Here is a 24867-nt window from a genome sequence, read left to right on the forward strand (position 1 = left end):
AAACGCCAGTCGCAAAAAAAGAGGGACCCCATTTTCGGGGTCCCCCTTTCGTTTACAGCCCAGCGATCAAGGATACTGCTGGTAAGTCTGTCCCTGCTGCTCCGGCGCCTGGTACTGCTGCCCCGGAATAGCCTTGAGGTTGACCTCGACGCGACGGTTCTGCGCACGGCCGTTGACGTCGCTGTTGCTCGCCACCGGGTTGTCCGGGCCGGCGCCACGGGCCGAGAGGTTGGCACCGCTCACGCCCTGGGACGTCAGGTAGGTCGCCACGCTCTGGGCGCGGCGCTGGGACAGGTCCATGTTGTGCTGACGGCTGCCAGTACTGTCGGTGTAGCCGACGATTTCGATCTGGTTCTGGTTGAATTCCTTGAGGGAGTTGGCCAGGTTGTTCAGCGGCTGGTAGAAACTGGAGGCGATGTTCGCCGAGTCGGTGGCGAAGGTGATGTTGCCCGGCATGATCAGCTTGATCTGGTCGCCCTGGCGCTGCACCTCAACGCCGGTATTGGCCATGCTCGCACGCAGCTTCTTCTCCTGCTGGTCGGCGTAGTAGCCGTAGCCGGCCGCCGAGGCGCCAACCACCGCAGCGCCGATCAACGCACCCTTGCCCCGGTTATCGTGACCGATGGCCGCACCGGCCAGTGCCCCGGCCAGCGCACCGAGGCCACCGTACTTGGCGGTTTTGCTCATGCCCGACGAGTCGGTAGAGGCCTGGCCCTGATTGTCATAGGGGTTGGGCGACGCACAGCCGGACAACAGGGCCACGGCGGTAGCGACAACGATCAAGCGACGCGAGGTGAACATGAAGATGCTCCTGGGATTTTCAGTCTGGTTGCCAAAGTGTAGGCAATCGACTCTGGCGGGCGTTGGAACGCGGCAATCGTTAAAAATTCCGTCCCGTTGCGCTGCGTTTCGCCCTGACTGAACAACACCCGCCATCGCCCGACCTTGAGCATTCACTCCTGCGCAAGGCTGCGGCTCACACCCCTGGCGATCATCTCCACTTCCCGCCCGTCAATCGTCAGCGGCGGCAACAGACGGATGGTCTTGCCCCGGGTGACGTTGATCAGCAGGCCATGGTCCCGGGCAGCACGAAGGGTCAGGTCACGGACCGGTTGCTTGAGTTCGATGCCGATCATCAACCCTTGGCCTCGGACCTCCAACACGTTCGGGTTATCCGCCAACTCAGCCCGCAACCGGCTGAGCAACTGTGCGCCCTGACGCCCGGCGTTCACCACCAGGCCTTGCTCCTCAATGATGTCCAGCACCGTGCAACCCACACGGCAGGCCAGGGGATTGCCGCCAAACGTACTCCCATGACTGCCGGGCGTGAACAGCTCGGCGGCTTTGCCCCGGGCCAGGCAGGCACCGATGGGGACGCCATTGCCCAAGCCTTTGGCAAGAGTCATGACGTCCGGCACGATGCCTTCGTGCTGGAACGCAAACCATTGGCCGGTGCGGCCGATGCCGGTCTGGATCTCGTCGAGCATCAGCAACCAGGCGCGCCGGCTGCACAGGTCCCGCAGCGCCCGCAGGTAACCCGGCGGCGCGACTTGCACGCCACTTTCCCCTTGGATCGGCTCCACCAGAATCGCGACGATACGCTCGCCATGGGTCTGCTGGATTTTTTCCAACGCCGCGAGATCGCCAAACGGCACCTTGATGAAATCCCCCGGCAACCGATTGAATCCCAGCCGCACCGATGGGCCGTCGCTGGCGGACATCGTGCCCAGCGTGCGCCCATGGAAGGCGTTGTCCATGACCACCACCAGCGGCTGCTCGACGCCTTTGTGCCAGCCGTGCAGACGCGCCAGTTTCAGTGCGGTTTCGTTGGCCTCGGCTCCGGAGTTGTTGAAAAATGCCCGGTCCATTCCCGACAACTGCGTGAGTTTGCCGGCCAACCGTTGTTGCCAGTCGATGCTGTACAGGTTGGAGGTGTGCAGCAACAGGCCGGCCTGCTCACTGATAGCCGCCACCAGCCGGGGATGGGAGTGCCCGACGTTGGTCACCGCCACACCCGCCACCGCATCGAGGTACTCGCGGCCGTCCTGGTCCCACAGGCGGGTCCCCAGGCCATGGGTGAAACTCAGTGCCAGAGGTTGGTAAGTGCTCATCAGGCAAGCGGCGGTCATGACATCTAGCTCCATCGGGTGGTTTTTTCCAGTATGGTTAGCCACCCTCGATGGATAAACGCTGCTTCACTTCAATCATTTATAAGCCGAGCTTGATAATGGACTTGTTCCAGGCAATGACTGTTTACGTAAAAGTCGTGGAGACGGGCAGCCTGACAGCGGCAGCCCTGGCGTGCGAAATGTCCACCACCATGGTAGGAAATCATCTTCGTGCGCTGGAACAACGCCTCGGCGTGCGCCTGATCAATCGTACGACTCGTCGTCAACGCTTGACGGAATTCGGCTCAGCCTATTACCAACGTTGCCTGGAGGTGCTCGGGCTGGTCGCCGACTCAGAGCGCCTGGCGGAACAGACCCAAGGCGACCCCACCGGCACCTTGCGCATCACCGCGCCGCTGACCTTCGGCACGGAGCGCCTGGCGCCAGCACTGGCCGAGTTCAGCCAGCGCTACCCACAGGTCAAGCTCGATGTGGTACTGACCAACCAGCGCCTCGATCTGCTCGACCATGGCTTCGATGTCGCCATCCGACTGGGGCTCCCCGATCCGAAGCTGATCGCCCGCCCCTTGGTGGACTACACCCTGACCATCTGCGCGTCTCCCGTTTACCTCGCTCGGCGAGGCACACCGCGCAAGCCCGACGATTTGCGACACCATGATTGCCTGTCGTTTGCCTATTCCGCCGGCGATGAATGGCGCTTCGCCCAGGAACACTGGCCAATCAACGGCCCGGAAGGCGAAATCAAAATCCCGGTGACCGGCCCGATGCTGATCAATAGCTCTTCGGGCCTGCACCGTGCCGCGCTCGCCGGCATGGGCGTGGTAATGCTGCCCGACGCGCTGGTGGCAAAGGATCTGCAGGAAGGGCATCTGGTGGCGCTGCTCCAGGACTATCAACTGCCTCATCGCCCGATGAGCCTGATGTACGCCCAGGATCGCTACCGTTTGCCGAAGCTGCGCAGTTTTGTCGAGTTTGCCCTGGAGTACTGGGCGAGGCCCGTCGGATAGAGAAATTTGCCTTTTAAGGCTACTATTGTAGAAGTAGCTTTTAAAGGCTACTTTTTAGATTCTAACGACTGAGCACATTCAATCAATGAAGCCAGAAGCGGTATTGACCGGTGACCTGATTCACTCGCAGAGCGCAGGGAATACCCTTGCGTACATCGCACGCCTGGAAAAGGTGTTGGGACAGCAGGAAAAACGCTACCAAGCGAAAGCGGACATTTTTAGAGGTGACGGTTTTCAACTTTTGATGAGCCAGCCCGAACAAGCTTTCCACTGTGCCATCGCCTTGCGAGCCGCCTTGATCGAGGCCAGCCCCGAAGGCGAGCGTTGGGATGCGCGCATCGCCGTGGGCATTGGCTCGGCACGCAAATCGCAAACCTATGGTGAAGCTTTCGTCCTTTCCGGCCAAGGGCTCGATAGCATGAAAAAAAATACGCTGGCCGTGTTCTGCAATCACCAGGAATTCCAAGAGCGCGCAGGATTGGTAACAGAGTTCGTTGCAGCCGTACTGGAGGAATGGACAGTGGTCGAAGCCCAGACCTATGCGCTGCACCTGATAGAGGAAACCAACCAACAAACCATCGCCCACAGCCTAGGCAAGTCCCGGGTCACCATCAACAAAGCTCTGCAGCGCGCCCAAGCGCGTTTACTGGACAAATACCTGGCAAGCACCAGCCGGTGGATCAAGGAGCTGGGCAGTGATTGAATCGTCAAGATTGCTCGTAATCCTGTTATTCGCGCATCTGCTTCTGGACTTCTGGATATCTGGTTATTTCACATCAAAAACCTCCGCCAGCCGTACCCGACAAATCGCCTGCAACCTGATCATGCTAGGTATCTATTTCGCAGTTTTTTCCCTGCTGCTGATACTGGCGGGGCAAACCGGTGCTTTAGCCACTAAAGCCGGATTGTTGATGGCAACCGCCAAACTGATTACCCTCATCTTTATTCATGACCCTACCAAATCACCGCTATGGGCTCTGCTTGCCCGACAAACTGTTCTAGTTGCCAGCCTGGCCACGATCTGCCTGCTCTCTGACAGCAGTGCTGCGAGTGTTCAAGGCGCTCTGGCAAAACTAATGACCACGACAAATCTTACGGTTGGCCTCGCCTATCTCGCGATGCTACGACCCGCTTCAGCATTGATTGGCACAGTACTCAGTCCATGGATTAAAGAGATCGACACTGTAGGCTCCTTGACCAACGCAGGGACATTGATCGGCTATCTGGAGCGATTACTCATATTGACATTTGTCTTGCTGGAGCAATGGGAGGCCGTCGGTTTTCTTCTCACCGCAAAAAGCATCCTTCGCTTCAATGAAATCCAGAATGCCAAAGTACGGTCCATCAGCGAATACGTATTATTAGGCACCCTACTCAGCTTTACCTTGAGCATAGGAACAGGGCTGCTCGTCATGAATGCATTAAAGTTGATCGCCGACCAGTAGCCTGAAAAGGCTACTTCTTGATTTGTAGCCTTAAGGCGCTACTTCAGATGCACCATGTCACCCCTAGTGACCCCTAAGCCCATCGGCTACTCTTCACCCTCGGAGAGCATTTTGATATCAGGGCTGATTGAGGGAACAATGATGGACGACGCCTCGAAGATCGATTTGCTGCGGTTCGATTTGTCCGATCTGGACGAAAGCGTGCTGCACACCATCATGGAACTGGTCAGCGATGGCATCTGGGACTGGAACGCCAATACCGGGTTCGTTTATCGCAACCCCGGTTGGTACACCATGCTCGGCTACTCGCCTCATTCGCTGAGCAACACCGTGTTGACTTGGGAGAGCGTGATCCATCCGCAGGATTACCCCCAGGTGATGTCACTGTTCGATGACTACCTTCAACAACGCTCGGCAAAATACCAAGCCGAATACCGCTGTCGCACGCATGACGGCTCGTATATCTGGATCGAAGACCGCGGCTACGTCATCGCTCGCAACCCCGACGGCAGCGTGGCCCGAATGATCGGCGCCCATCGCAGCATCGACGACAAGAAGCGTCTGTTCGAGCAACTTGAACGGCGCAACAAATCCCTGGAAGCGGTCATCGAAGAGCGCACCCGTGAGTTGTCGCGGGTCAACCATCAATTGCAGATCCAACTCGACGAAAACCGCAGGCTCGCCGAAACCGACGCATTGACCCTGGTCGCTAATCGGTATCGCCTGGAGCAGACGCTGCCTCAGGCTTGCGAACGCGCCCAGCGCTTTCGCGAACCGTTGTCGCTGATCGCCATGGACATCGACGATTTCAAGGACATCAACGATCGATACGGCCATGCATTCGGTGATGCGGCGCTGGTGCAAGTGGTGCAGGCGGTCAAGCGTTGTGAGCGCGACAGCGACCTGTTGGTGCGTTGGGGTGGCGATGAATTCATCATGATTTTGCCAAATACATCCTTGGCCGATGCGGTCTTGATGGCCGAAACCATACGCCGCGGCCTGTCCGACCTGCTCCCGGTAGGGGATTTCCAGATCACCATGAGTTTTGGTGTGGTGCAGCGGATCGAAGACGAAACCCAAGAGGTATTGATGGATCGGGCGGACCAGGCGCTGTATCGCTCGAAGATGGCCGGCAAGAACGTGATATGCGACTGACCTCTGCTTGCGAAGAATGAATCCATGAGGCGTTTGTTGCGGTCATAGCTTTGTCCCCGCAATCAGGCCTCCCGCATTGGCAACTCGACTCTCACGCTCTTCAATCCTTTTCCTGGGCTGCGCGGGCTGGTCATTGCCCAGGGCGCAATGGCCGTCCTTTCCCGATGAAGGCACCCATCTGCAGCGCTACAGCGCACGCTTTCCAGCCGTGGAGATCAACAGTTCGTTCTATCGCCCGCACCGCCCCGCCACGTATGCAAAATGGGCGGACAGCGTGGCCGCAGAATTTCGCTTCTCGGTGAAAATGCCAAAGCAGATCACTCACGAACGACGCTTGGTCGATTGCGAGGGGCTTGTGGAAGAATTCCTCGGGCAGTGCTCGCAACTGGGGGAAAAACTCGGCTGCCTGCTGATTCAACTGCCACCTTCGCTGGCCTTTGACGACGCCCAGGCCGAGACCTTCTTCAAGGTTTTGCGTGATCGTTACCAAGGCGATGCGGTGCTTGAACCTCGACACCCGAGCTGGCTCGCACCACCCGCCATGGCGATGCTGCAGACCCAGCGAATCGGTCGCGTGGCCGCCGATCCCTCGCCGCTGCCGGGGGGCGACCAACCGGCGGGGTGGCCCGGCATTCGTTATTACCGTATGCACGGCTCGCCGAAGATTTATTACACCCCTTACGATGATGTCCGGCTCAAGCAAATCGCCCAAGCCTTGAAAGCCGCCCCGGACACACCGACCTGGTGCATATTCGATAACACGGCCAGCGGCGCAGCGACCCCGGACGCGTTGCGGTTGATGGCGCTGTTGCGCGGATGAAATGCGTACCGGCGACCGGTCCGACCGTGACAACACCGCCCGCGTCCAATAGATTAGGCGGCCGGAAAAAAGCTCAACCCCTTTCTCGCCATATCCCGCTAACAGAAGTAGTGAAATTTCAATGTCCGATTCCAATACCGCTGAATCCGTAATCACCCTGTCGTCCAAAGCGGAATACGAAAACTCCATCAATCTTTCACAGCATCTGCCCCAGGCCAAAACCATCAGCGAGATGGTCCTGGATGCGTTCCAGTCGAACCGCGAAAGCGACCAGATCCGCGAACTGCGCACCGCCATCCGCCAGGCTCACGACGCGTTCGATGACGACAAGGCCTACGAACTGATGGGCCAGCTCAAGCAACTCAAGGACGCCGAAGCTGCGGATTTTGCTGCTTTGGAAGACCTGAGCAGCCGCTTCCCCATCAGCCGCATTCTCTCCAGCTACAAGGATGATGCGGATTTCCAGGAACTGGTCTACGGCCTGGCCTTGAAAGTGCTGAACCAGACCCACCAGGCGATCAGCAACCCAAGCGGTAGCAAAGGCAAGGCCTCGCGGCCCAAGAAGGAAGCCGAGGTGTTCGTCATTAGCAAGGACGGCATCAGCGTCACCCTGCCCCTGCGCACCCCGCGCTCCAAGCCGAACGTCGACCGCGAGGCCTTCGAGTTCCTGGGTTTCAGCTTTGTTGGTGAAGGCGACGAAGCCGAGCTGGAAAGCGAGACCTTCCTGGACAATGACGGCACCGAACAACCGGTCACCCGCAAAAGCATCGTCACCGCCCTGCAACAGCAAAAGGCATTCGACGGCTACAGCATCGCCCAGCAATAAAATAAACCCGCGTCGAGTCGAGTCCCTTGTGGGAGCGAGCCTGCTCGCGAATGTGGTGGATCATTTGAGGTGATGTTGGCTGAACGGGCGCATTCGCGAGCAGGCTCGCTCCCACAGAAGTCCCAAGTAACACCCAAGAAAAAGCCCCGCACTTCTCTCGAAGGCGGGGCTTTCCCACGGCTATGAGCGGATCAAACAGCGCCAAGCCGCTCGACCATATCCGGAAACTTCTCGACCAATTTGATCAACAAAGCTGCCTGGGCATTAGGTTTGGATTTCTGCTGCTCCCAGTTTCTAAGGGTGCCCGGACTGGTCCTGATGCTCTTGGCGAACACGGCTTGGGACATATGGAGCCTGTCGCGCAGAGCCACGATTTCCTGGGCTGAAATCTCAGGAACCGGTTTGTCGTCGATCGATATCTGACGAAGGGTAATCTTTCCCTCGCGGTGAGCGGCCATCTCATCGACGCCGTGCATCATCTCGGCAAACAGATCACGTTTTTTCATAAGGTACCCGACCGTGGACGTGAACGTAGTTGTTTCAAAAAATAGGGTTCGCATGGCAGAAACTATAGGCAAATCGCGTATAGATCAACAAGCCAGAATCTATTGCGACGAATGACAGCGGGTCGCCATGACCCATTTCGAAAAAAAGCCCCGCGCTTCTCTCGAAGGCGGGGCTTTTTTTACTGCCTCTGTCGCTTAACGCGCGTAAGTCAGCAACAACTCACTCGGCACCTTGAAATCCAGGGACATCATCACGCTCAGGGCAGTGATGGTGAAGATCGAGAACACGAACAGCTTGCGTGCCCAGACCGTGTCATCCACCGCCTTGTAGCCGGTCCAGGCCATGTACAGCCAGTACATGCCCATGGCAGCGGCGACGGCGAGGTAGCTCATGCCGGCGTAGCCGCTGAAGGTCAGCATCAAGGTCGCCACGAGGAAGGCCAGGATGTAGAGCAGGATGTGTTTCTTGGCCACCTGGATACCGCGCTTGACCGGCAATACCGGAATCGAGGCCGCCAGGTAATCATTGAAGCGGAAGATCGCGATGGCATAGGAATGCGGCATCTGCCACAGGCTGAACATCACCAGCAGCGTCACCGCCGCCATGTCGAAGCTGTTGCTGACCGCGACATAACCGATCACCGGCGGCATCGCCCCCGACAGACTGCCCACCAGCGTGCCGTGAACCGACTTGCGCTTGAGGTACAGGCTGTAGAGGCCGACGTAGATGACAAAGCCGATCACCGCGAATAACGCCGCCAGCGGGTTGGCGACCCAGTACAGCAGCGCCACGCCGGCCACACCCAGCACCGTGGCAAACGCCAGGGCCAGTTGCACCGGAATCAGGCCTTGGACCAGCGCCCGGTTCTTGGTGCGTTCCATCTTGATGTCGATGTCACGGTCGATGCAGTTGTTGAACACGCAACCGGACGCCACCACCAGGGAAGTGCCGATCATCGCCGCCAGGAAGATGGCCAGATCGACATGCCCCTTCGAGGCCAGGAAAAACCCGCCCGCCACAGAAAGCACGTTACCGAAAATGATCCCCGGCTTGGTGATTTGGATAAAGTGCTTCAGTGACATCCGGACTTTCCTCAGTGCGCCATCATGTTGGTGTGGATGCTGAACATGATCCACAGCGACAAGCCGACCAGCAGTACGATCACCAGCGCAGCGAAGACAAACGCAATCACGTTGTTACGCTGGGCGGCCGAACGGTCCAGGTGCAGGAAGTACACCAGGTGGACCAATACTTGGACCACGGCGAAGATCAGAATGATCCAAAGCGTCAGGCTCTTGGGCAGCGATGGGTACATCACCAGGCCGAACGGAATGACGGTCAGGATCACCGACAGGATGAAACCGATGGCGTAGGACTTGACGCTGCCGTGGCCGGCGTCGTGGCCATCATGGGAATGAGCGTTAGCCATTTACAGGGTCCCCATCAGATAAACAACGGTGAATACGCAGATCCACACCACGTCCAGGAAGTGCCAGAACAGGCTCAGGCAGCTCAGGCGCGTCTTGTTGGTGGCGGTCAGGCCGTTTTTCTGGACCTGGTACATCATGATCGCCATCCAGATCAGACCGCTGGTCACGTGCAGACCGTGGGTGCCGACCAGGGTGAAGAACCCGGACAGGAAACCGCTGCGGCTCGGGCCGTAGCCTTCGGCGATCAGGATATGGAACTCATTGATCTCCATGGCGATAAAGCCGGCGCCCAGCAGGAAGGTCATCGCCAACCAGCCCAGGACCTGGGTTTTCTTGCCCTTGTACAACGCCAGCATGGCGAAGCCGTAGGTGATCGAACTGAACAGCAGCAGCGCGGTTTCGCCCAGTACATAAGGCAGTTCGAAGATGTCGTGGCCCGACGGGCCACCGGCGACGTTGTTAACCAGCACCGCGTACACCGCGAAGATCGACGCAAACAGAATGCAGTCGGTCATCAGGTAGAGCCAGAAACCGAATACGGTCATCTCGCCCGAGTCGTGGTGATGGTCATCGTGCCCATGGTCATGACCATGGGCGTGTCCAACATTGGTCACTAAGTTCGACATGGTTTAAGCCTGTTCCAACGAGGTTTCAACACGGGTGGCGGTGGCAGGGACTTTCCCGGCCGCGACCAGACGCTTGTGCTGCTCGGCTTCGATGCGTTCGATGACATCCACCGGCACCATGTAGCCCTGATCGTCACGGGCGGCATGGATGGCGAAATACACCACGGTGCCGACCAGGCTGGCGATGGCCAGCCACCAGATGTGCCAGATCATCGCGAAACCGAACACGGTCAACAGCCCGCCCATGACCACACCGGTGGCGGTGTTGTTGGGCATGTGGATCGGCGAGTACTTGGCCGGAGCCTGGTACGCGGTGCCGTTTTCCTTGGCTTCGGTGAACGGGTCGATGACGTCCGCTTTCGGCAGCACGGCAAAGTTGTAGAACGGCGGTGGCGAAGAAGTCGACCATTCCAGGGTATGGGCATTCCATGGGTCACCGTGTTCGCACATGTTTTCCGGCTTCTTGCGGTCACGCACGCTGACGTACAACTGGATCAGCTGGCAGGCGATACCCACGGCAATCATCACCGCGCCGAACATGGCGACGTACAGGTACGGCACCCACTCAGGGTTGGTGGTGGCGTTCAGACGACGGGTCATGCCCATGAAGCCCAATGCATAGAGCGGCATGAACGCGACGAAGAAGCCCGAGATCCAGAACCAGAACGCTGCCTTGCCCCAGCCTTCGTGCAGCTTGAAGCCGAACGCTTTCGGGAAATAGAATGCAAAGCCCGCGATGTAGCCGAACACGGCGCCGCCGATGATCACGTTATGGAAGTGCGCGATCACGAACAGGCTGTTGTGCAGCACAAAGTCAGCACCCGGAATGGCCAGCAGTACGCCGGTCATACCGCCGATGGCGAAGGTCACCATGAAGCCCAGAGTCCACAGCACATGGCTGGTGAAACGCAGGCGGCCCTGGTAGATGGTGAACAGCCAGTTGAACAGCTTCACACCCGTCGGGATCGAGATCAGCATGGTCGCCAGGCCGAAGAAGGCGTTGACGCTTGCACCCGAACCCATGGTGAAGAAGTGGTGCAGCCAGACCATGAAGCCCAGTACCGAGATCGCGCCCGAAGCGTAGATCATCGAGTGGTGGCCAAACAGTTTCTTGCCGGAGAAGGTCGAGATGACTTCGGAGAAGATACCGAACGCCGGCAGGATCAGGATGTACACCTCAGGGTGACCCCAAGCCCAGAACAGGTTGACGTACATCATCGGATTTCCACCCAGTTCATTGGTGAAAATGTGGAAATCCATGTAGCGGTCAAGCGTCAGCAGAGCCAGTGTAGCGGTGAGGATCGGGAACGAAGCGACGATCAGCACGTTGGCCCAGGTGCAGGTCCAGGTGAAGATCGGCATGTCCATCAGCTTCATGCCAGGGGTACGCATCTTCAGCACGGTGGCCAGGAAGTTGACCCCTGTCAGCGTTGTCCCCAACCCGGATAGCTGTAGCGCCCAGATGTAGTAGTCCACCCCCACGCCCGGACTGTATTGCAGCCCCGACAACGGCGGATAGGCAACCCAACCGGTCTTGGCGAATTCGCCGACACCCAGGGAAACGTTGATCAGCACGACGCCGGAAACCAGCAGCCAGAAGCTCAAGGAGTTCAGGAACGGATAGGCAACGTCACGGGCGCCGATCTGCAGCGGCACTGCGAGGTTCATCAGGCCGGTGAAGAATGGCATCGCCATGAAAATGATCATGATCACACCGTGGGCGGTGAAGATCTGGTCATAGTGTTCAGGCGGCAGGTAGCCGGGCGAGCCCTCGGTGGCCATGGCCAACTGGGTACGCATCATGATCGCGTCGGCAAAACCGCGCAGCAACATGACCATGGCGACGATGATGTACATCACGCCGATCTTCTTGTGGTCGACCGAGGTCAACCATTCAGTCCACAGGTACGTCCACTTCTTGAAATAAGTGATACCCGCAAACAGCGCCAGGCCACCGAGCCCGATGATGGCGAGGGTCACCATGACAATCGGCTCGTGGAACGGGATCGCTTCCCAACTTAATTTACCAAACATCGTTTACTCCTCTGCCCCGGCAGCTGAATGCGAGCTCATGTCCATCCCTTCCATGTTGTGGGCCACTTCCTTCTCTTTCTTCTCGTGATGCATCGGCTTGCCCGGATTCATCCCTTCATACTTATCGATGATGGTCTGGAACAGGTTCGGCGTGACCGACGAGTAGAGTTCGACTGGGTTGTTCTGGCTCGGCTTGGAAAGGGCTTCGTATTCAGCTTTTTCAAGCTGTTTAGGTGCCTTCTTCACTTCGTTTACCCAGGCGTCGAATTCTTCCTGGGTGGTGGCGGTCGCCTTGAACTTCATGCCGGTGAAACCCGCGCCGCTGTAGTTGGCGGAGATACCTTCAAGTTCGGTGTTCTGGTTGGCGATCAGGTGCAGCTTGGTCTGCATGCCGGCCATCGCGTAGATCTGGCCGCCCAGGCCCGGGATGAAGAACGAGTTCATCACGGTGTCGGAGGTGACCTTGAAGTTGATCGGCGTGTGGGCCGGGAACACGATCTTGTTGACCGTGGCGATACCTTGTTCCGGATAGATGAACAGCCACTTCCAGTCCATCGAGACCACTTCAATGGTGATTGGCTCGACGTCGGAATCCAGCGGACGGTACGGGTCCAGTGCGTGGGTCGACTTGTAGGTGATGTAACCCAGGGCAATGATGATCAATACCGGAATGGTCCACACCGCGACTTCGATCTTGGTCGAGTGGGACCATTTCGGGGTGTAGGTGGCACTGGTGTTGGACGCGCGGTATTTCCAGGCGAACAAGAACGTCATGACGATAACCGGCACAACGACCAGCAACATCAGCAGCGTGGCGGTGATGATCAGGTTTCGTTCATCCAGGCCGACCTGGCCCTTGGGATCGAGCAGGGTCATGTTGCAGCCTCCCAGCAGCAACGTGCCGAGCAGCGGCAACAAGCCTAGTAATCGGGGGTACCTGTTTTTACTCATCTCACGACCTCTAAAGCAGCTTGCGCAATGCAGTTGGGTTTTGATCGCCAACACTTCACCCTGCCAAGGGTTGGCATTTTCTTGGATTGAATAAGGGCTGCCCGTCGAACGTCAGCGGCTGTTCGACACATCCCGGGCCAGCAGTGAGTTCTTATTCGTTGGTCAAAGGCCTAGTTCTCAAGCCCAATTCCATTTGGTGCGGGTAGTTGGAGGCACCGACACCTGGGGTCGCATGGGGCGCTGGCGCCCTTCGACCACTCTCGTGCTCAAGCCTGAGCCGGGTCGGAAAATCGGTGCGGGCGATTGTAGTGAGCTGCGGCGTTGGAGACCATGTCTTAACCCGAAATAATTTTTATCCGATCCGGCAACAATCTATCGCCGATATTGCAACGGGCCAGCATGTTATCGAAATACATTCTCAACAAGAACCCCAAAAAACGTAAGGCTACTACGCCCGATTTAGACAGCTGCGTACGTTTTCGCCGGGCTTGCATGACCCGTCAGCGCCCGTTTTACGGGGCCTAGGCGTCACGGCGCTTCGCTGTTAAAAATGCCTGCTTGGAAGATGACAATATTGCGGTCGGGGAGGATAACAGGCCGTTTTTTTGTTACAGGTTGCAGCGTCAATTCACCGTTTGAAAGGAACGCAGAGGCACGATGTGTGACAACGTGTCGCACATCGTCGCAGGGCATTCTTGCTTCGGATCAAGGCGGGTCCCAGACGGCGCCGAAATGAAAAACGCCCCGGGTCTTGGTGAAAAAACCGGGGCGTCTGTGCAGATCGACTCTAGCGTAGGGCTTTGCGATTACGGGACACCAACAAGGGCACCAGCACGGCGGTCAACACGAATGCCACCAACGCCCACTGCGCCAGCGACAATCCCAGGACAGGGGGATACGGCGTGGAGCAGAAACCATCAACCTGAAAACCCAGCGGGAAGATCTTCGCCAGTGGCAGGTCATCGACAATCGGCTGCAAGACGTCGACGCCACAACTGACCGCCGGAAAGAACTGCGTGTAGACGTGATGCCCCGCCACGCCCGCGCCGGCCAACGCACACAGCACGACCAACCCTTCGAAAATCGTCAGGCTGCGGCGGGTGCGCATGGCCGCACCGATGAAGGCAAAGAGGGCGATCAGCAACAACGCATAGCGTTGCAGGATGCACAGTGGGCATGGCGCCTCACCCAGCACGACCTGCATATACAGCGCGCCGCCGATCAGTGCGAGGCAGATCACCCCCAGCAACACCAGGTAGCGCCGCTCACGGCCCAGGCGCATCATTTGTTCACTCATTGCGTTTCCCTTCATCTGCATGGATCGACGCGCCGCATGACTGTGCCCGGCGCGTTGTCGGATGGCCGAAGTCTACACGCAGATAGTGAACGAGCGGCAGCCGGCAGCATCGAGGGAATAAACAGGAAGGGGGTTAAGCGCGGATTAATTCCAATGGCGCGTCGGCAGAGCTACCGCTATCGCGAGCAGGCTCGCTCCCACAATGTTCATCGCGGCGACACAATTTTGTGCGCGCCACAAATTCCCTATGGGAGCGAGCTTGCTCGCGATAAAGGCTATTCCAAAGCCGCCGCCGGCCCGAAGAACTCGTAGCGGCTTTGCTCCGCCGGCACGCCCAAGGCCTTGAGATGGCGCTTGATCGCCGCCATGAAACCTTTCGGTCCAAGGAAATAGACGTCCAGGTCACGCTGTTCCGGCAGCCATTGCGCCAGTTGATCCTGGCTCAACAGCCCCACCTTGTCAGCCGCAGGGCTCGTGCCGTCATGCTCGTCGTAGCAATAGAAGCGCTTGAGTTGCGGATGCCGCCCGGCCAGGTCGTCGATCCAGTCGCGGAAGGCATGTACACGGCCGTTGCGCGCGCAATGGATGAAATGCACCGGGCGTTCGGTTTGCAATGCCGCCTGCAACATCGCCAGGGTCGGAGTGATGCCAACGCCCCCGCTGATCAGCACCAAAGGCTTGTCGCTGTCGGTGAGGTAGAAGTCTCCGGACGGCGGAAACAGCTGAATGCCGCTGCCGACCGGGAAATGGTCGTGCAGGTAGTTGGACACCCGGCCACCCGCCTCGCGCTTGACGCTGATGCGGTACCGGCCATTGTCAGCAAGCGCCGACAAGGAATAGTTGCGGCGTACTTCCTCGCCATCCAGGAGCAGCTTCATGCCGATGTACTGGCCTGGCTCCGCTTGCAGGATGGGCCCCTTGTCTGCCGGCTCGAAGTAGAACGAAGTGATTTCCGCGCTCTCCTGTACCTTGTCGACCAGGATAAACGCCCGCTCACCGCGCCAGCCACCCGGTGCCGCGGCCTTCTGGTCATACAGGCCTGCTTCGGCACCGATCAGGATATCGGCCAATTGGTTATAGGCGGCGCCCCATGCCGAAATCACTTCAGGCGTGGCGATTTCTTCGCCCAGCACCTCGGCAATCGCCCGCAGCAGGCAGGCGCCGACAATCGGGTAATGCTCGGGTTGAATCTGCAAGGCGACATGCTTATTGACGATTTTCGCCACCAGGTCGCCCAGTTGGTCGAGCTGATCGATATGCCGGGCGTACATCAGCACGCCATTGGCCAGCGCCCGAGGCTGGTCGCCGCTGGCTTGGTGAGCCTGATTGAACAGTGGGCGCACTTGTGGATATTCGGACAACATCATGCGGTAGAAATGAGTGATGAGCGCTTCCCCGCCGCTCTCGAGCAACGGAACGGTGGAACGAATGATGGCGCGCTGTTCTTGACTCAGCATGGGTAAACCCCTCACGTGACATAGATAACTGATATCTTGCTTATCACATTCCATGCCAGAAAATTTATGCTTGTTTTTCAGTAAGTTGAAAACAAAATAGTCATAAAGACACGGCAGCGTTTATAGTCATTACGACCAGATGGAGTCATTATGACCGCGACCTCCCTGCTAACGTCACTGCTGCCACTGGTGGCAGACCTCTCCCGCGAGCTGCCGGAGGGCGAGCGCTACCGCCGCTTGCTCGGCGCCCTGCGCGCCCTGCTGCCGTGCGATGCCGCCGCGCTGTTGCGCCTGGATGGGGATTGCCTCGTGCCGCTGGCGGTGGATGGCTTGAGTACCGATACGCTGGGGCGCCGGTTCCGCATCAGCGAACACCCCCGCTTCGAGGCATTGTTAGGCAATCCGCTACCCACTCGCTTTGCCACCGACAGCGACCTGCCCGACCCTTACGATGGGCTGGTCGAAGGCTTGGACGAGCATCTGGAAGTGCATGACTGCATGGGTTGCCCGCTGTTCGTCGATGAGCAGCCGTGGGGCTTGCTGACGCTGGACTCGCTGGACCCGGAACGCTTTGAGCCTATCGACCTGAGCGCCTTGCAAGCCTTCGCCAGCCTCGCCGCGGCCACGGTCAGCGCTGCCGAACGTATCGAGCGGCTGGCCTTGAAGGCTGAAGACGAGCATCACCGCGCCGAGGTCTATCGTCAGGCGAGCGGCCAGCAGCATCGCGACATGGTCGGCCAAAGCAAGGCCCACAAACGCCTGGTGGAGGAAATCAAGCTCGTGGGTGGCAGCGACCTGACGGTGCTGATCACCGGCGAAACCGGGGTCGGCAAGGAATTGGTCGCCCAAGCCATTCACGCCGCCTCTAACCGTGCCGACCAGCCGATGATCAGCCTCAATTGCGCCGCCCTTCCGGATACCTTGGTGGAGAGCGAGCTGTTTGGCCATGTACGCGGTGCTTTCACCGGTGCCACCAACGACCGTCGGGGCAAGTTCGAACTGGCCGATGGCGGCACGTTGTTCCTCGATGAGGTGGGCGAGCTGTCCTTGACTGTCCAGGCAAAATTATTGCGCGTCCTGCAAAGTGGGCAGTTGCAGCGCCTGGGCTCGGACAAGGAACACCGCGTCGACGTGCGTCTGATCGCGGCCACCAATCGCGACCTCGCCGAAGAAGTGCGCAACGGCCGTTACCGGGCCGATTTCTATCATCGACTGAGTGTGTACCCGCTACAGGTGCCCGCGCTGCGCGACCGCGGACGCGACGTGCTGCTTCTTGCCGGTTTTTTCCTCGAGCAGAACCGTTCACGCATGGGCCTGGGCAGCCTGCGCTTGACCAGCGACGCCCAAGCCGCACTCCTGGCCTACGATTGGCCTGGCAACGTGCGCGAGCTGGAACACCTGATCGGTCGCAGCGCGTTGAAAGCATTAGGCAACCATCCGGTACGACCGAAAATCCTCAGCTTGAGCGCCAATGACCTTGACTTGCCCCATGCCGCGCCGGAAGACCTTCCTACCGCCCGCCCGGCATCCACTTGCACGGTGCCGGTGACGGGGGATTTACGCCAGGCCACGGAGAACTACCAGCGGCAGATGATCAACGCCTGCCTGGAACGCCATCAGCATAACTGGGCCAGCGCGGCCCGTGAGCTGGGCCTGGACCGGGCCAATCTGGGACGAATGGCGAAGCGGCTGGGCTTGAAGTAGCGACACGCCCGCCCTGGTAATCGGCCATCTATGGCTTTCGCCCTAAAGCCTGCCCTCAACACGTCGATAACCCGTTATCAAAAGCTGTCTTGGCGATGTTCGCGCTCGCCCCACCTTTTCAACAGAAGGTTTTTATGTCCTCCAACAAAGCCCGCGCAGATTCTCTTTCGCTTCTGCTCTTTACCTTGCGCAGCGGCAAGCTGATGGCGATCAACCTGCTCAAGGTCAGTGAAATCATTCCCTGCCCGCCCCTGACCAAGCTGCCGGAGTCGCATCCGCACGTCAAAGGCATCGCCACGCTGCGCGGGGCATCGTTGTCGGTGATCGACCTGAGCCGTGCCATTGGCGAGCGGCCGCTCGAAGACCCGGACGGCGGCTGTCTGATCGTGACGGACGTCAGCCGCTCCAAACAAGGGCTGCACGTACAGGCGGTGAGCAAGATCGTCCATTGCCTGACGACAGACATCAAGCCACCGCCCTACGGCTCTGGCGGCGTACGGGCGTTCATTACCGGCGTGACCTCGGTGGATGGCACCTTGGTGCAGGTGTTGGATATCGAAAAAGTCATCCACGGCATCGCCCCGGCGCAAATCGAGACAGCGCCGACCGAGCTGAGCATGGAAGACGCCGAAGTGCTCGGCGATGCTCGAATTCTGGTGGTCGACGACAGCCAGGTCGCGCTGCAACAATCGGTGCATACCCTGCGCAACCTGGGCCTGCAATGCCACACCGCACGCAGCGCCAAGGAAGCCATTGACTGCCTGCTGGAACTGCAAGGCACCGCACAGGAGATCAACCTGATCGTTTCGGACATCGAGATGTCGGAGATGGATGGCTACGCCCTCACCCGGACCCTGCGCGAAACGCCCGATTTCGCGCATATCTACGTGCTGCTGCACACGTCGCTCGACAGCGCGATGAACAGCGAAAAAGCCCGGCTGGCCGGCGCCAACGGCGTACTCACCAAGTTCTCTTCGCCCGAACTGACCAAGTGCCTGATCACGGCGGCCAAGGCCGTTGCCGAACAAGGTCGTTGATTTCACCGGCGCCGATCGCAGGTTTCGTTGTCGCTTTTAGGCACAACGAGACCGCGATCAGCCTCGATAACAGCCCTCTCTTGCAACCTCAGGCATACTCTTGTTTTGGCATCCCAGTACAAGGATTTTCCTGATGAAAGCCCCTACCCTGATTCTTCTCGCCCTGGCCGCGGTGTCTTCGCAGGTTCATGCATCGAGCTCCGATGCCTGGGCCGCCTACGACAAAAAAGTGCTCGCCAGCTGCGTCAAGGCCAGTGGATTGAAGAACGCCGAACCGGTCGGCACCGCCGCTCAATTCGACGACCGGATCGGCTACACCGCGCTGTTGCTGCAAGGCCAGTATCCTCAGAAACACATGAACGGCGCCACTGGCACCGAGCTGTGCCTTTACCGCAAGAAAACCAAGACCGCGGTCGTGACCGAATGGGACTCGATCCGTCCGGTCGGTCCTGCCCGGTGACTGGCGCATAATTTGCTACGCAGGGCTCAGCCGGCGTTTTTCCGACGCCTTCCAGCCTTTCCCATTCGGTCAGTCAATGAACACAACGTTTTCCTGTGTAGGGTGTGGTAAATGCTGCACCGGTCACCACGTCCCCCTGACCCTCGACGAGGCGCGGATGTGGGCCAATGATGGCGGCCAGGTGATCGTCCTGGCCGAGGCCTTCCTGCCCAATGGCCTCGGCTTGCCGGTGGCTCAACGCGAACATGCCGAACGCCGTTCCACCGTCGTGCGCAGTGGCACGAGCGAAGCCCTGGTGGCGATCACCTTCGCCGCTTATAACGCTGGCCCCTGCCATAACCTGGACGCTGACAATCTTTGCCGTATCTACGAACGCCGCCCCCTGGTGTGTCGTATCTATCCCATGGAAATCAACCCGCATATCCCGCTCAATCCCGCCGCCAAGGATTGCCCGCCGGAGTCGTGGGAAACGGGCCCGAAGTTAATCATCGGTGGGGAGCTGGTTGACCAGGAACTGGCCGGGCTGATCGCTCGTTCACGCCAGGCCGATCGTGACGAAATCGGCACCAAGGCGCGCATATGCGCGTCCCTGGGCATCCACACCACTGCGCTGAAAGGCGACGGGTTTACCGCGTATCTGCCGGACATGGCGGCCTTTGCCGCGGCTATCGACCAGGCCCGTTTGCAGCCACTGGAGCAGCAAGCCGAGTGGCAGTTCCACTTGTCGGGAGATGATATCGCCAGCCAGGTCACGGCCAGTGGCGCAAGCGTGGTCACCGAGGCACCGGCCAATTACGCCTTCATTTCCCTGCGGGCCGCCTGATTTCGTAGAGACTACCAGTGGGAGCGAGCTTGCTCGCGATGGCGATATCTTTGCCAAGCTCCCGGTGCCTGATGCACCGCTATCGCGAGCAAGCTCGCCCCCATAAAGGACTTGCGCTGCTGCGATTACTCCCCGCCTCTCGCCTAACCCGCGCCAAGAATGTTAGCGTGCTTGGTATCCCATGCAGAGAGCCTTGCACGATGAAAAAAACCGTACTTGCCTTCAGCCGTATCACGCCTCCCATGATCGAGCGCCTGCGACAGGACTTCGACGTGATCGTGCCCAACCCATCGAACGGCGACATCAACGCGCAGTTCAACGAAGCCCTGCCCCACGTCCACGGACTGATCGGTGTCGGTCGCAAGCTTGGCCGCGAGCAACTGCAGAACGCGACGAAACTGGAAGTGGTTTCCAGCGTGTCGGTGGGTTACGACAATTATGACCTGGCGTATTTCAACGAACGCGGGATCATGCTCACCAATACCCCCGACGTGCTCACTGAAAGCACGGCCGACCTGGCCTTCGCCCTGCTGATGAGCAGCGCCCGCCGCGTCGCTGAACTGGACGCCTGGACCAAGGCCGGACAGTGGCAGGCGTCAGTCGGGCCGCAGCTGTTCGGCAGCGATGTGCACGGCAAGACTCTGGGCATCGTCGGCATGGGCAACATTGGCGCGGCCATCGCCCGGCGTGGTCGAATGGGCTTCAACATGCCAATCCTGTACAGCGGGAACAGCCGCAAGGTTGATCTGGAAAATCAGCTGGGCGCACAATTCCGCTCCCTGGACCAGTTGCTGGCCGAAGCGGACTTCGTCTGCCTCGTGGTGCCCTTGAGCGAGAAGACCCGTCACCTGATAGGCCAACGCGAGCTGGCCCTGATGAAACCGAGCGCTATCCTGGTCAACATCTCCCGGGGCCCCGTGGTGGACGAGCCGGCGTTGATCGAAGCCTTGCAGAACAACCGCATTCGCGGCGCCGGGCTGGATGTCTATGAAAAAGAGCCACTGGCCGCTTCGCCGCTGTTCCAGTTGAAGAATGCGGTGACTTTGCCCCATATCGGCTCGGCCACTCACGAAACCCGCGAGGCCATGGCCAATCTCGCTGTGGAAAACTTGCGCAGCGCCTTGATGGGCGATCGACCGGCGAACCTGGTCAACCCGCAAGTCTGGAAATAAACACACTCCCAGGCCCGCCCCAGCGGGCCTGCATCCTTGCCCGCTCAGCGGGCACCCAAGGCAACCTTCATAGCGACCGGGCGCACTTTGCGAAACACCAGCACATTGCCCAGCATCACGAACAGCAGCCCAACCAGCGCTGGCGCCGTCCATTGATAGCCTTCGGCGAATGCCGAGACGTTCAGCGCCACCACCGGGAACAGGACCGTGCAATACGCTGCTCGCTCTGGCCCCATGCGGCCGACCAAGGTCAGGTAGGCGGTAAAACCGATGACCGAGCCCGGGATCACCAGGTACAGCAGCGAGCCGACATATCGCACGTTCCATTCCATGTCGAATGGTATGCCGTTGAACAGGCACCATACCGCCAGCATCGTCGCCCCATACGCCATGCCCCATGCATTGGTGGTCAACGGCTTGAGGCCGGCCTTCTGTTGCAGGCTCGAAAGCATGTTGCCCGCCGAGAAACACAAGGTGCCCAGCAGCGCCAACCCCAACCCTAACAACGTCTGCGGGCTTGCGCTGTGGCCAGCCAGTTCCGGCCAGAACAGCAGCCCCAACCCCAACAATCCCAAGGCTCCGCCCAGCAAGACATTACGGGCGATCCGCTGGCCGAAGAACACCCGGGCATTCAGAGCGTTCCAGAGGGTTGCGGTGGAGAACACCACGGCGATCAGCCCACTGGGAATCCACTGGCTCGCGGTGAGGAAACACATGAAGTTGACGCAGAACAGGCACAGCCCCTGCGCAACGCAAATCAGGTGGCCGCGCCGGTTCATCACTTGCAGGCGCCGGCTGAGCAACAGCATTACAAACAGGATCAGCGCTGCAAGACCGAAGCGGTAGACAATCGACACAGGGATGGCAACGACGCCTAGCTGCAACTTCAGGGCGATCCAGGTAGTGCCCCATATGAGCACGGTGAGCAGATACAACGAAAGGTTCATGGTGGTAACTCCTGGCATTGGCCTCCAGTGTCATGCCGACACCTGCCCCGCGCTTGCGCAAACTTGCGGTTTTTACCGGTGACGGGCTGGCACCGGGCTTTCGACAGAGTAGGATGCAAGCGTTGGAGAACCGATCATGGCCACGCTGCAAACCCTACAAGTCTTCCAAGCCCTCAACAGCTCGCCCAATGCTCGCCTCGAGCACAGCGCCGAGCTCGGTGACGGCATGGCGGCTGCCTTGTGGAGCAATCATCACGACGCCCGGGATTACGAGGCGCCGACTCACCATACCCTGTCATGCTACATCGCCGGTGGCACCGGTACGTTTCGTCGCGAGCGGCCCGATACCACCGGGGCGCCGGGCAAGCTCTGCGTCTTGCCGGCCGGGCATGAGTCGGCGTGGGTCATCAATGGCGATATCCGTCTTGCCCATCTGTATTTCAGTTCCGAACAATTTGCCGTCGGTTGCGTCACTTTGCTCGACCGCGAACCCCGGCAGGTGCAGTTGCACGAGGCGACCTTCCTTGACGACCCACAGCAAGCGCGGCGCTTTCATCAGTTGATCAGCCTGAACTGGGAAGAGCCCGCCGAACGCCTGCTCTGCACCAGCCTGGCCCACGACCTGCTCGGTCATCTGCTGCTCAGCCAGGTCAGCCCGCGCCAGGGGCTGCGCTTGAAGGGAGGGTTGGCGCCTCATCAACGGCGTCTGCTGGTGGACTACATCGACAGTCATCTGGGCGAGGCCGTCAGCCTTGGGCAACTGGCAGCCCTGTGTGCCTTGTCCGAATACCATTTCGCCAGGATGTTTCGCGAGAGCTTCGGGCTCCCGCCCCATCAGTATCTGCTGGCGCGGCGCCTTTCACGGGCGCGACACCTGCTGCGCACCACCCCACAGCCGTTGGGCGACGTGGCGCTGGCCTGCGGATTCGCCAGCGCGAGTCATTTCGCCAATCGCTTTCGCCAGTCCCTGGGCGCGACGCCCGGAGAATATCGGCAGGCATTTTTGCGCTGAACGTAAACGGGCCTGCGATTGCAGGCCCGTTTTCAGTCAGACGTCTCGATAGACGGAAGGATCAGCCGTTGAGCGCGGCTCGTTCGTTTTCCAGGAATTCTTCCTCCAGCATTGCATCGGCCAGGGCAATCGATTCTGTCTGGCCATTGCTGGCGCCACGCTTGCCGCGCAATTTTCCGAACAGATGCTCCAGCTTATGTTCCAGCTTGGTGGCAGCACCTTCGATGGCAAGTTCCAGCGATTCAGCCTTGTGTGTCACCGAAATTGGCTGATGGCCTTTTGGCCGGGCCTCAAGCTGGCATCGCAAATCGTGGGGACCAGGCTTGTCGCCGTTCTCATCCCCCAAATGAACCTCGACCCGTGTCAGGTCTTCTTCGTAACGTTCGAGCGTGCTTTCAATGGTAGTACGTACCCACTCCTCCAGTCGGATGCTGCTTTGAATATGGTTATCGCTGTTGACTTGGATTTGCATAGTTCATCCCTTATTTCGGCTAGCTCGCCAGGGGCCCATCGACGTTAGCGCAACGGCCCCTTGAATACAGAGTCGGGCTGGCAGCGGAACAATTCAAGCCCCAAAAAAAGATAAATATTCATTTGCAAATAAAGCCGGACAATCGCCAGAAGCGCTGTTAATGTCGGGAGTTGCCTCGCCACGCATCCCTCCCGACAATCCTCTCTTTAGCCTGCACCGCAAGGGAACATCCGCCCCTCGTTGCCCTGAAAAGGGCTACGCCCAGACCTGCATCGCAGAGCATTCGCCCGCCCGCCCCCCGGCTCATTGGTCCGAAGTTATTCCGGCATGCGCCTTGCAAACTTCATGGCGGAGCTGCCGCCGGCAGGGATCTACCGATCCATCGCCCGCCCGGCCCCTCGATTGCTGGATGAACACGAACATGGAATGGCCGACGGTCCGGTGTTGCGAACTAATCCCGATCAAGGCCGGTCAACAACTGCACGTTCAATCAGGCGGTGACGCATCATGGACAATCCTTTTCAGATCATTACGGACGCCTTCGCGCCGCAATACCAAATCAACTTGAGCATCCAGGGCCTGGATGGCAGCATCATGCTGACCCTGTCCAAGGGCGGGCGCATCGTCGCCAAGCGCATGATCAGCGCCCAGCAACGCAACGATCCGGAACGGCTTCGACGCCTGGTGCAAAGCATCCAGTTCGGCATTGCCATCGAACAGGGCCATAGCGCCGTAGCGATTCTCGAGGCCATGACCGGTGGCGACAACATCAAGGTGCCACCACCGCAATCACAAGGCCCGGCACCCTCCGCTGTCGGCGTTTAGATCTCGCCTTTCTCAACCTCCGAATGCTCGCTGGAACCCGCACCGATCTTGCGGTGCGGATGTTCGATCTTTACCGACGGAAACTGCGACGAGGCGTAGCGCACCACCAGAATCGCAAACGCCAGCAACAAAATGCCGCCGCACAGGTAGATGATTCCCAGGTCCGGCGGGCTGTGGTGGGAGACGTTGGAAATCAACAGCCGCGTCAGCGCGGTGATTGCCACGTAGATCAGGAAACGCACCGGCATGTGGTTGGTCTTGAAGTAAATCCCGACCATTGCCCCCAGTTCCAGATAGATGAACAACAGCAAGATATCGTCGATCTTGATGTGCCCCACCTCGATCATCTGCATAAACTCCATCACCGCCGCCCAGGCGGTCACCGCACCGATGGCGAACAACGCCAGGTAATGGAACGTCTCGACGAACAGGTTGCCCAGGGATTCGGCCAGTTGATGCACGTTCTGGCGCAGGTTCTCGGCCCAGTTGATTTTCACGATGTAGTTTTCCTTAGGTCGACTCGACCGGATGATGCGGGATGGACGTGACGGTTTTCTGCATGCAGAAAAAAGGCCATTGTCAGAGATGAGATGGCGATGGGCTGGTATTCGACACGTGCTGACCTGAATCGGCCACGCCGAGCACCAACATGGCGTGCGCGACAAGTCTGGAAACCGGTCTACATTAAAAAGCCACTACCCAAAGGGAAAGGATTCGCTTATTCTTTGCCC

At 59.1% G+C, this 24867-nt stretch carries 26 protein-coding genes; 13 read left to right on the top strand and 13 right to left on the bottom strand.

Annotated elements, in window-relative coordinates; all coding sequences use genetic code 11:
* Positions 1 to 66 precede the first annotated feature (66 nt).
* Positions 67 to 801, bottom strand: coding sequence for an OmpA family protein (locus J3P81_RS20350; protein ID WP_420765451.1), 735 nt, complete (start codon positions 799 to 801; stop codon positions 67 to 69).
* Between the two features lie 152 nt (positions 802 to 953).
* Complete coding sequence (locus J3P81_RS20355) at positions 954 to 2129, bottom strand: aspartate aminotransferase family protein (RefSeq protein ID WP_434560551.1); 1176 nt, start codon at positions 2127 to 2129, stop codon at positions 954 to 956.
* Between the two features lie 98 nt (positions 2130 to 2227).
* On the opposite strand from J3P81_RS20355, the gene J3P81_RS20360 reads away from it, so the two are divergent.
* The 6 genes from J3P81_RS20360 to J3P81_RS20385 all read left to right on the top strand — a co-directional run bounded on the left by J3P81_RS20360 (position 2228) and on the right by J3P81_RS20385 (position 7382).
* Complete coding sequence (locus J3P81_RS20360) at positions 2228 to 3136, top strand: LysR family transcriptional regulator (RefSeq protein ID WP_434560553.1); 909 nt, start codon at positions 2228 to 2230, stop codon at positions 3134 to 3136.
* 103 nt (positions 3137 to 3239) lie between these two features.
* A complete protein-coding gene (locus tag J3P81_RS20365; RefSeq protein WP_434560555.1) occupies positions 3240 to 3839 on the top strand; it encodes a hypothetical protein in 600 nt (199 codons plus the stop codon).
* Positions 3832 to 4581 carry a hypothetical protein gene (locus J3P81_RS20370; protein ID WP_434560557.1) on the top strand — a complete coding sequence of 250 codons (750 nt, stop codon included), beginning with the start codon at positions 3832 to 3834 and terminating at the stop codon, positions 4579 to 4581. The genes J3P81_RS20365 and J3P81_RS20370 overlap by 8 nt, the downstream gene beginning before the upstream one ends.
* Before the next feature lie 141 nt (positions 4582 to 4722).
* Positions 4723 to 5736, top strand: coding sequence for a sensor domain-containing diguanylate cyclase (locus tag J3P81_RS20375; protein WP_434564149.1), 1014 nt, complete (start codon positions 4723 to 4725; stop codon positions 5734 to 5736).
* Between the two features lie 133 nt (positions 5737 to 5869).
* Positions 5870 to 6556 (top strand): DUF72 domain-containing protein, encoded by a 687-nt coding sequence (locus J3P81_RS20380; RefSeq protein WP_420765456.1) that lies wholly within the window; start codon positions 5870 to 5872, stop codon positions 6554 to 6556.
* 121 nt (positions 6557 to 6677) lie between these two features.
* Positions 6678 to 7382, top strand: coding sequence for a hypothetical protein (locus tag J3P81_RS20385; RefSeq protein WP_434560559.1), 705 nt, complete (start codon positions 6678 to 6680; stop codon positions 7380 to 7382).
* A gap of 191 nt (positions 7383 to 7573) precedes the next feature.
* On the opposite strand, the gene J3P81_RS20390 is transcribed toward J3P81_RS20385, so the two are convergent.
* From J3P81_RS20390 to hmpA, 8 genes are all read right to left on the bottom strand, one after another.
* On the bottom strand, positions 7574 to 7888 hold the full coding sequence (locus J3P81_RS20390; RefSeq protein ID WP_434560561.1) for a helix-turn-helix domain-containing protein: 315 nt from the start codon (positions 7886 to 7888) through the stop codon (positions 7574 to 7576).
* A 195-nt stretch (positions 7889 to 8083) separates the two neighbouring features.
* Positions 8084 to 8971, bottom strand: coding sequence for a heme o synthase (gene cyoE / locus J3P81_RS20395; protein ID WP_434560563.1), 888 nt, complete (start codon positions 8969 to 8971; stop codon positions 8084 to 8086).
* An 11-nt stretch (positions 8972 to 8982) separates the two neighbouring features.
* On the bottom strand, positions 8983 to 9318 hold the full coding sequence (gene cyoD / locus J3P81_RS20400) for a cytochrome o ubiquinol oxidase subunit IV (protein ID WP_039591596.1): 336 nt from the start codon (positions 9316 to 9318) through the stop codon (positions 8983 to 8985).
* Positions 9319 to 9945 (bottom strand): cytochrome o ubiquinol oxidase subunit III, encoded by a 627-nt coding sequence (locus J3P81_RS20405; protein WP_039591598.1) that lies wholly within the window; start codon positions 9943 to 9945, stop codon positions 9319 to 9321. It lies immediately after the preceding gene.
* Positions 9946 to 9948: 3 nt separating this feature from the next.
* Positions 9949 to 11979, bottom strand: coding sequence for a cytochrome o ubiquinol oxidase subunit I (gene cyoB / locus J3P81_RS20410; RefSeq protein ID WP_420765459.1), 2031 nt, complete (start codon positions 11977 to 11979; stop codon positions 9949 to 9951).
* A gap of 3 nt (positions 11980 to 11982) precedes the next feature.
* Complete coding sequence (cyoA, locus tag J3P81_RS20415) at positions 11983 to 12930, bottom strand: ubiquinol oxidase subunit II (RefSeq protein WP_434560565.1); 948 nt, start codon at positions 12928 to 12930, stop codon at positions 11983 to 11985.
* Between the two features lie 787 nt (positions 12931 to 13717).
* Positions 13718 to 14227 (bottom strand): disulfide bond formation protein B, encoded by a 510-nt coding sequence (locus J3P81_RS20420; protein ID WP_420765461.1) that lies wholly within the window; start codon positions 14225 to 14227, stop codon positions 13718 to 13720.
* Between the two features lie 275 nt (positions 14228 to 14502).
* On the bottom strand, positions 14503 to 15684 hold the full coding sequence (gene hmpA / locus J3P81_RS20425; RefSeq protein WP_434560567.1) for an NO-inducible flavohemoprotein: 1182 nt from the start codon (positions 15682 to 15684) through the stop codon (positions 14503 to 14505).
* Positions 15685 to 15834: 150 nt separating this feature from the next.
* Here hmpA and norR point away from each other — a divergent pair, with 150 nt between their 5' ends.
* The 5 genes from norR (at position 15835) to J3P81_RS20450 (ending at position 20880) form a co-directional block, all read left to right on the top strand.
* Complete coding sequence (gene norR / locus J3P81_RS20430) at positions 15835 to 17388, top strand: nitric oxide reductase transcriptional regulator NorR (RefSeq protein ID WP_434560569.1); 1554 nt, start codon at positions 15835 to 15837, stop codon at positions 17386 to 17388.
* A 134-nt stretch (positions 17389 to 17522) separates the two neighbouring features.
* On the top strand, positions 17523 to 18425 hold the full coding sequence (locus J3P81_RS20435) for a chemotaxis protein CheV (protein WP_420765465.1): 903 nt from the start codon (positions 17523 to 17525) through the stop codon (positions 18423 to 18425).
* 133 nt (positions 18426 to 18558) lie between these two features.
* Positions 18559 to 18885, top strand: coding sequence for a hypothetical protein (locus tag J3P81_RS20440; RefSeq protein ID WP_434560571.1), 327 nt, complete (start codon positions 18559 to 18561; stop codon positions 18883 to 18885).
* A 76-nt stretch (positions 18886 to 18961) separates the two neighbouring features.
* On the top strand, positions 18962 to 19708 hold the full coding sequence (locus J3P81_RS20445; protein WP_434560573.1) for a YkgJ family cysteine cluster protein: 747 nt from the start codon (positions 18962 to 18964) through the stop codon (positions 19706 to 19708).
* A 200-nt stretch (positions 19709 to 19908) separates the two neighbouring features.
* Positions 19909 to 20880 carry a 2-hydroxyacid dehydrogenase gene (locus tag J3P81_RS20450; protein WP_434560575.1) on the top strand — a complete coding sequence of 324 codons (972 nt, stop codon included), beginning with the start codon at positions 19909 to 19911 and terminating at the stop codon, positions 20878 to 20880.
* A 44-nt stretch (positions 20881 to 20924) separates the two neighbouring features.
* Here the strand turns inward: J3P81_RS20450 and J3P81_RS20455 are convergent, their stop codons facing one another.
* A complete protein-coding gene (locus tag J3P81_RS20455; RefSeq protein WP_420765469.1) occupies positions 20925 to 21827 on the bottom strand; it encodes a DMT family transporter in 903 nt (300 codons plus the stop codon).
* A gap of 136 nt (positions 21828 to 21963) precedes the next feature.
* Between J3P81_RS20455 and J3P81_RS20460 the strand changes: the two genes are divergently transcribed.
* Complete coding sequence (locus tag J3P81_RS20460) at positions 21964 to 22839, top strand: AraC family transcriptional regulator (RefSeq protein ID WP_420765470.1); 876 nt, start codon at positions 21964 to 21966, stop codon at positions 22837 to 22839.
* A gap of 61 nt (positions 22840 to 22900) precedes the next feature.
* Here the strand turns inward: J3P81_RS20460 and J3P81_RS20465 are convergent, their stop codons facing one another.
* On the bottom strand, positions 22901 to 23311 hold the full coding sequence (locus tag J3P81_RS20465) for an HPF/RaiA family ribosome-associated protein (protein ID WP_039591615.1): 411 nt from the start codon (positions 23309 to 23311) through the stop codon (positions 22901 to 22903).
* A gap of 507 nt (positions 23312 to 23818) precedes the next feature.
* Here J3P81_RS20465 and J3P81_RS20470 point away from each other — a divergent pair.
* On the top strand, positions 23819 to 24136 hold the full coding sequence (locus J3P81_RS20470; RefSeq protein WP_420765471.1) for a DUF3509 domain-containing protein: 318 nt from the start codon (positions 23819 to 23821) through the stop codon (positions 24134 to 24136).
* Here the strand turns inward: J3P81_RS20470 and J3P81_RS20475 are convergent.
* Positions 24133 to 24633: a phosphate-starvation-inducible protein PsiE gene (locus J3P81_RS20475; protein WP_434560577.1), complete on the bottom strand. Its 501-nt coding sequence runs from the start codon at positions 24631 to 24633 to the stop codon at positions 24133 to 24135. The two genes, J3P81_RS20470 and J3P81_RS20475, sit on opposite strands and share 4 nt — an antisense overlap.
* Positions 24634 to 24867 lie beyond the last annotated feature (234 nt).

Origin of the sequence: Pseudomonas sp. R1-6, assembly GCF_051132115.1 — a bacterium.
Taxonomy (GTDB): Bacteria; Pseudomonadota; Gammaproteobacteria; order Pseudomonadales; family Pseudomonadaceae; genus Aquipseudomonas.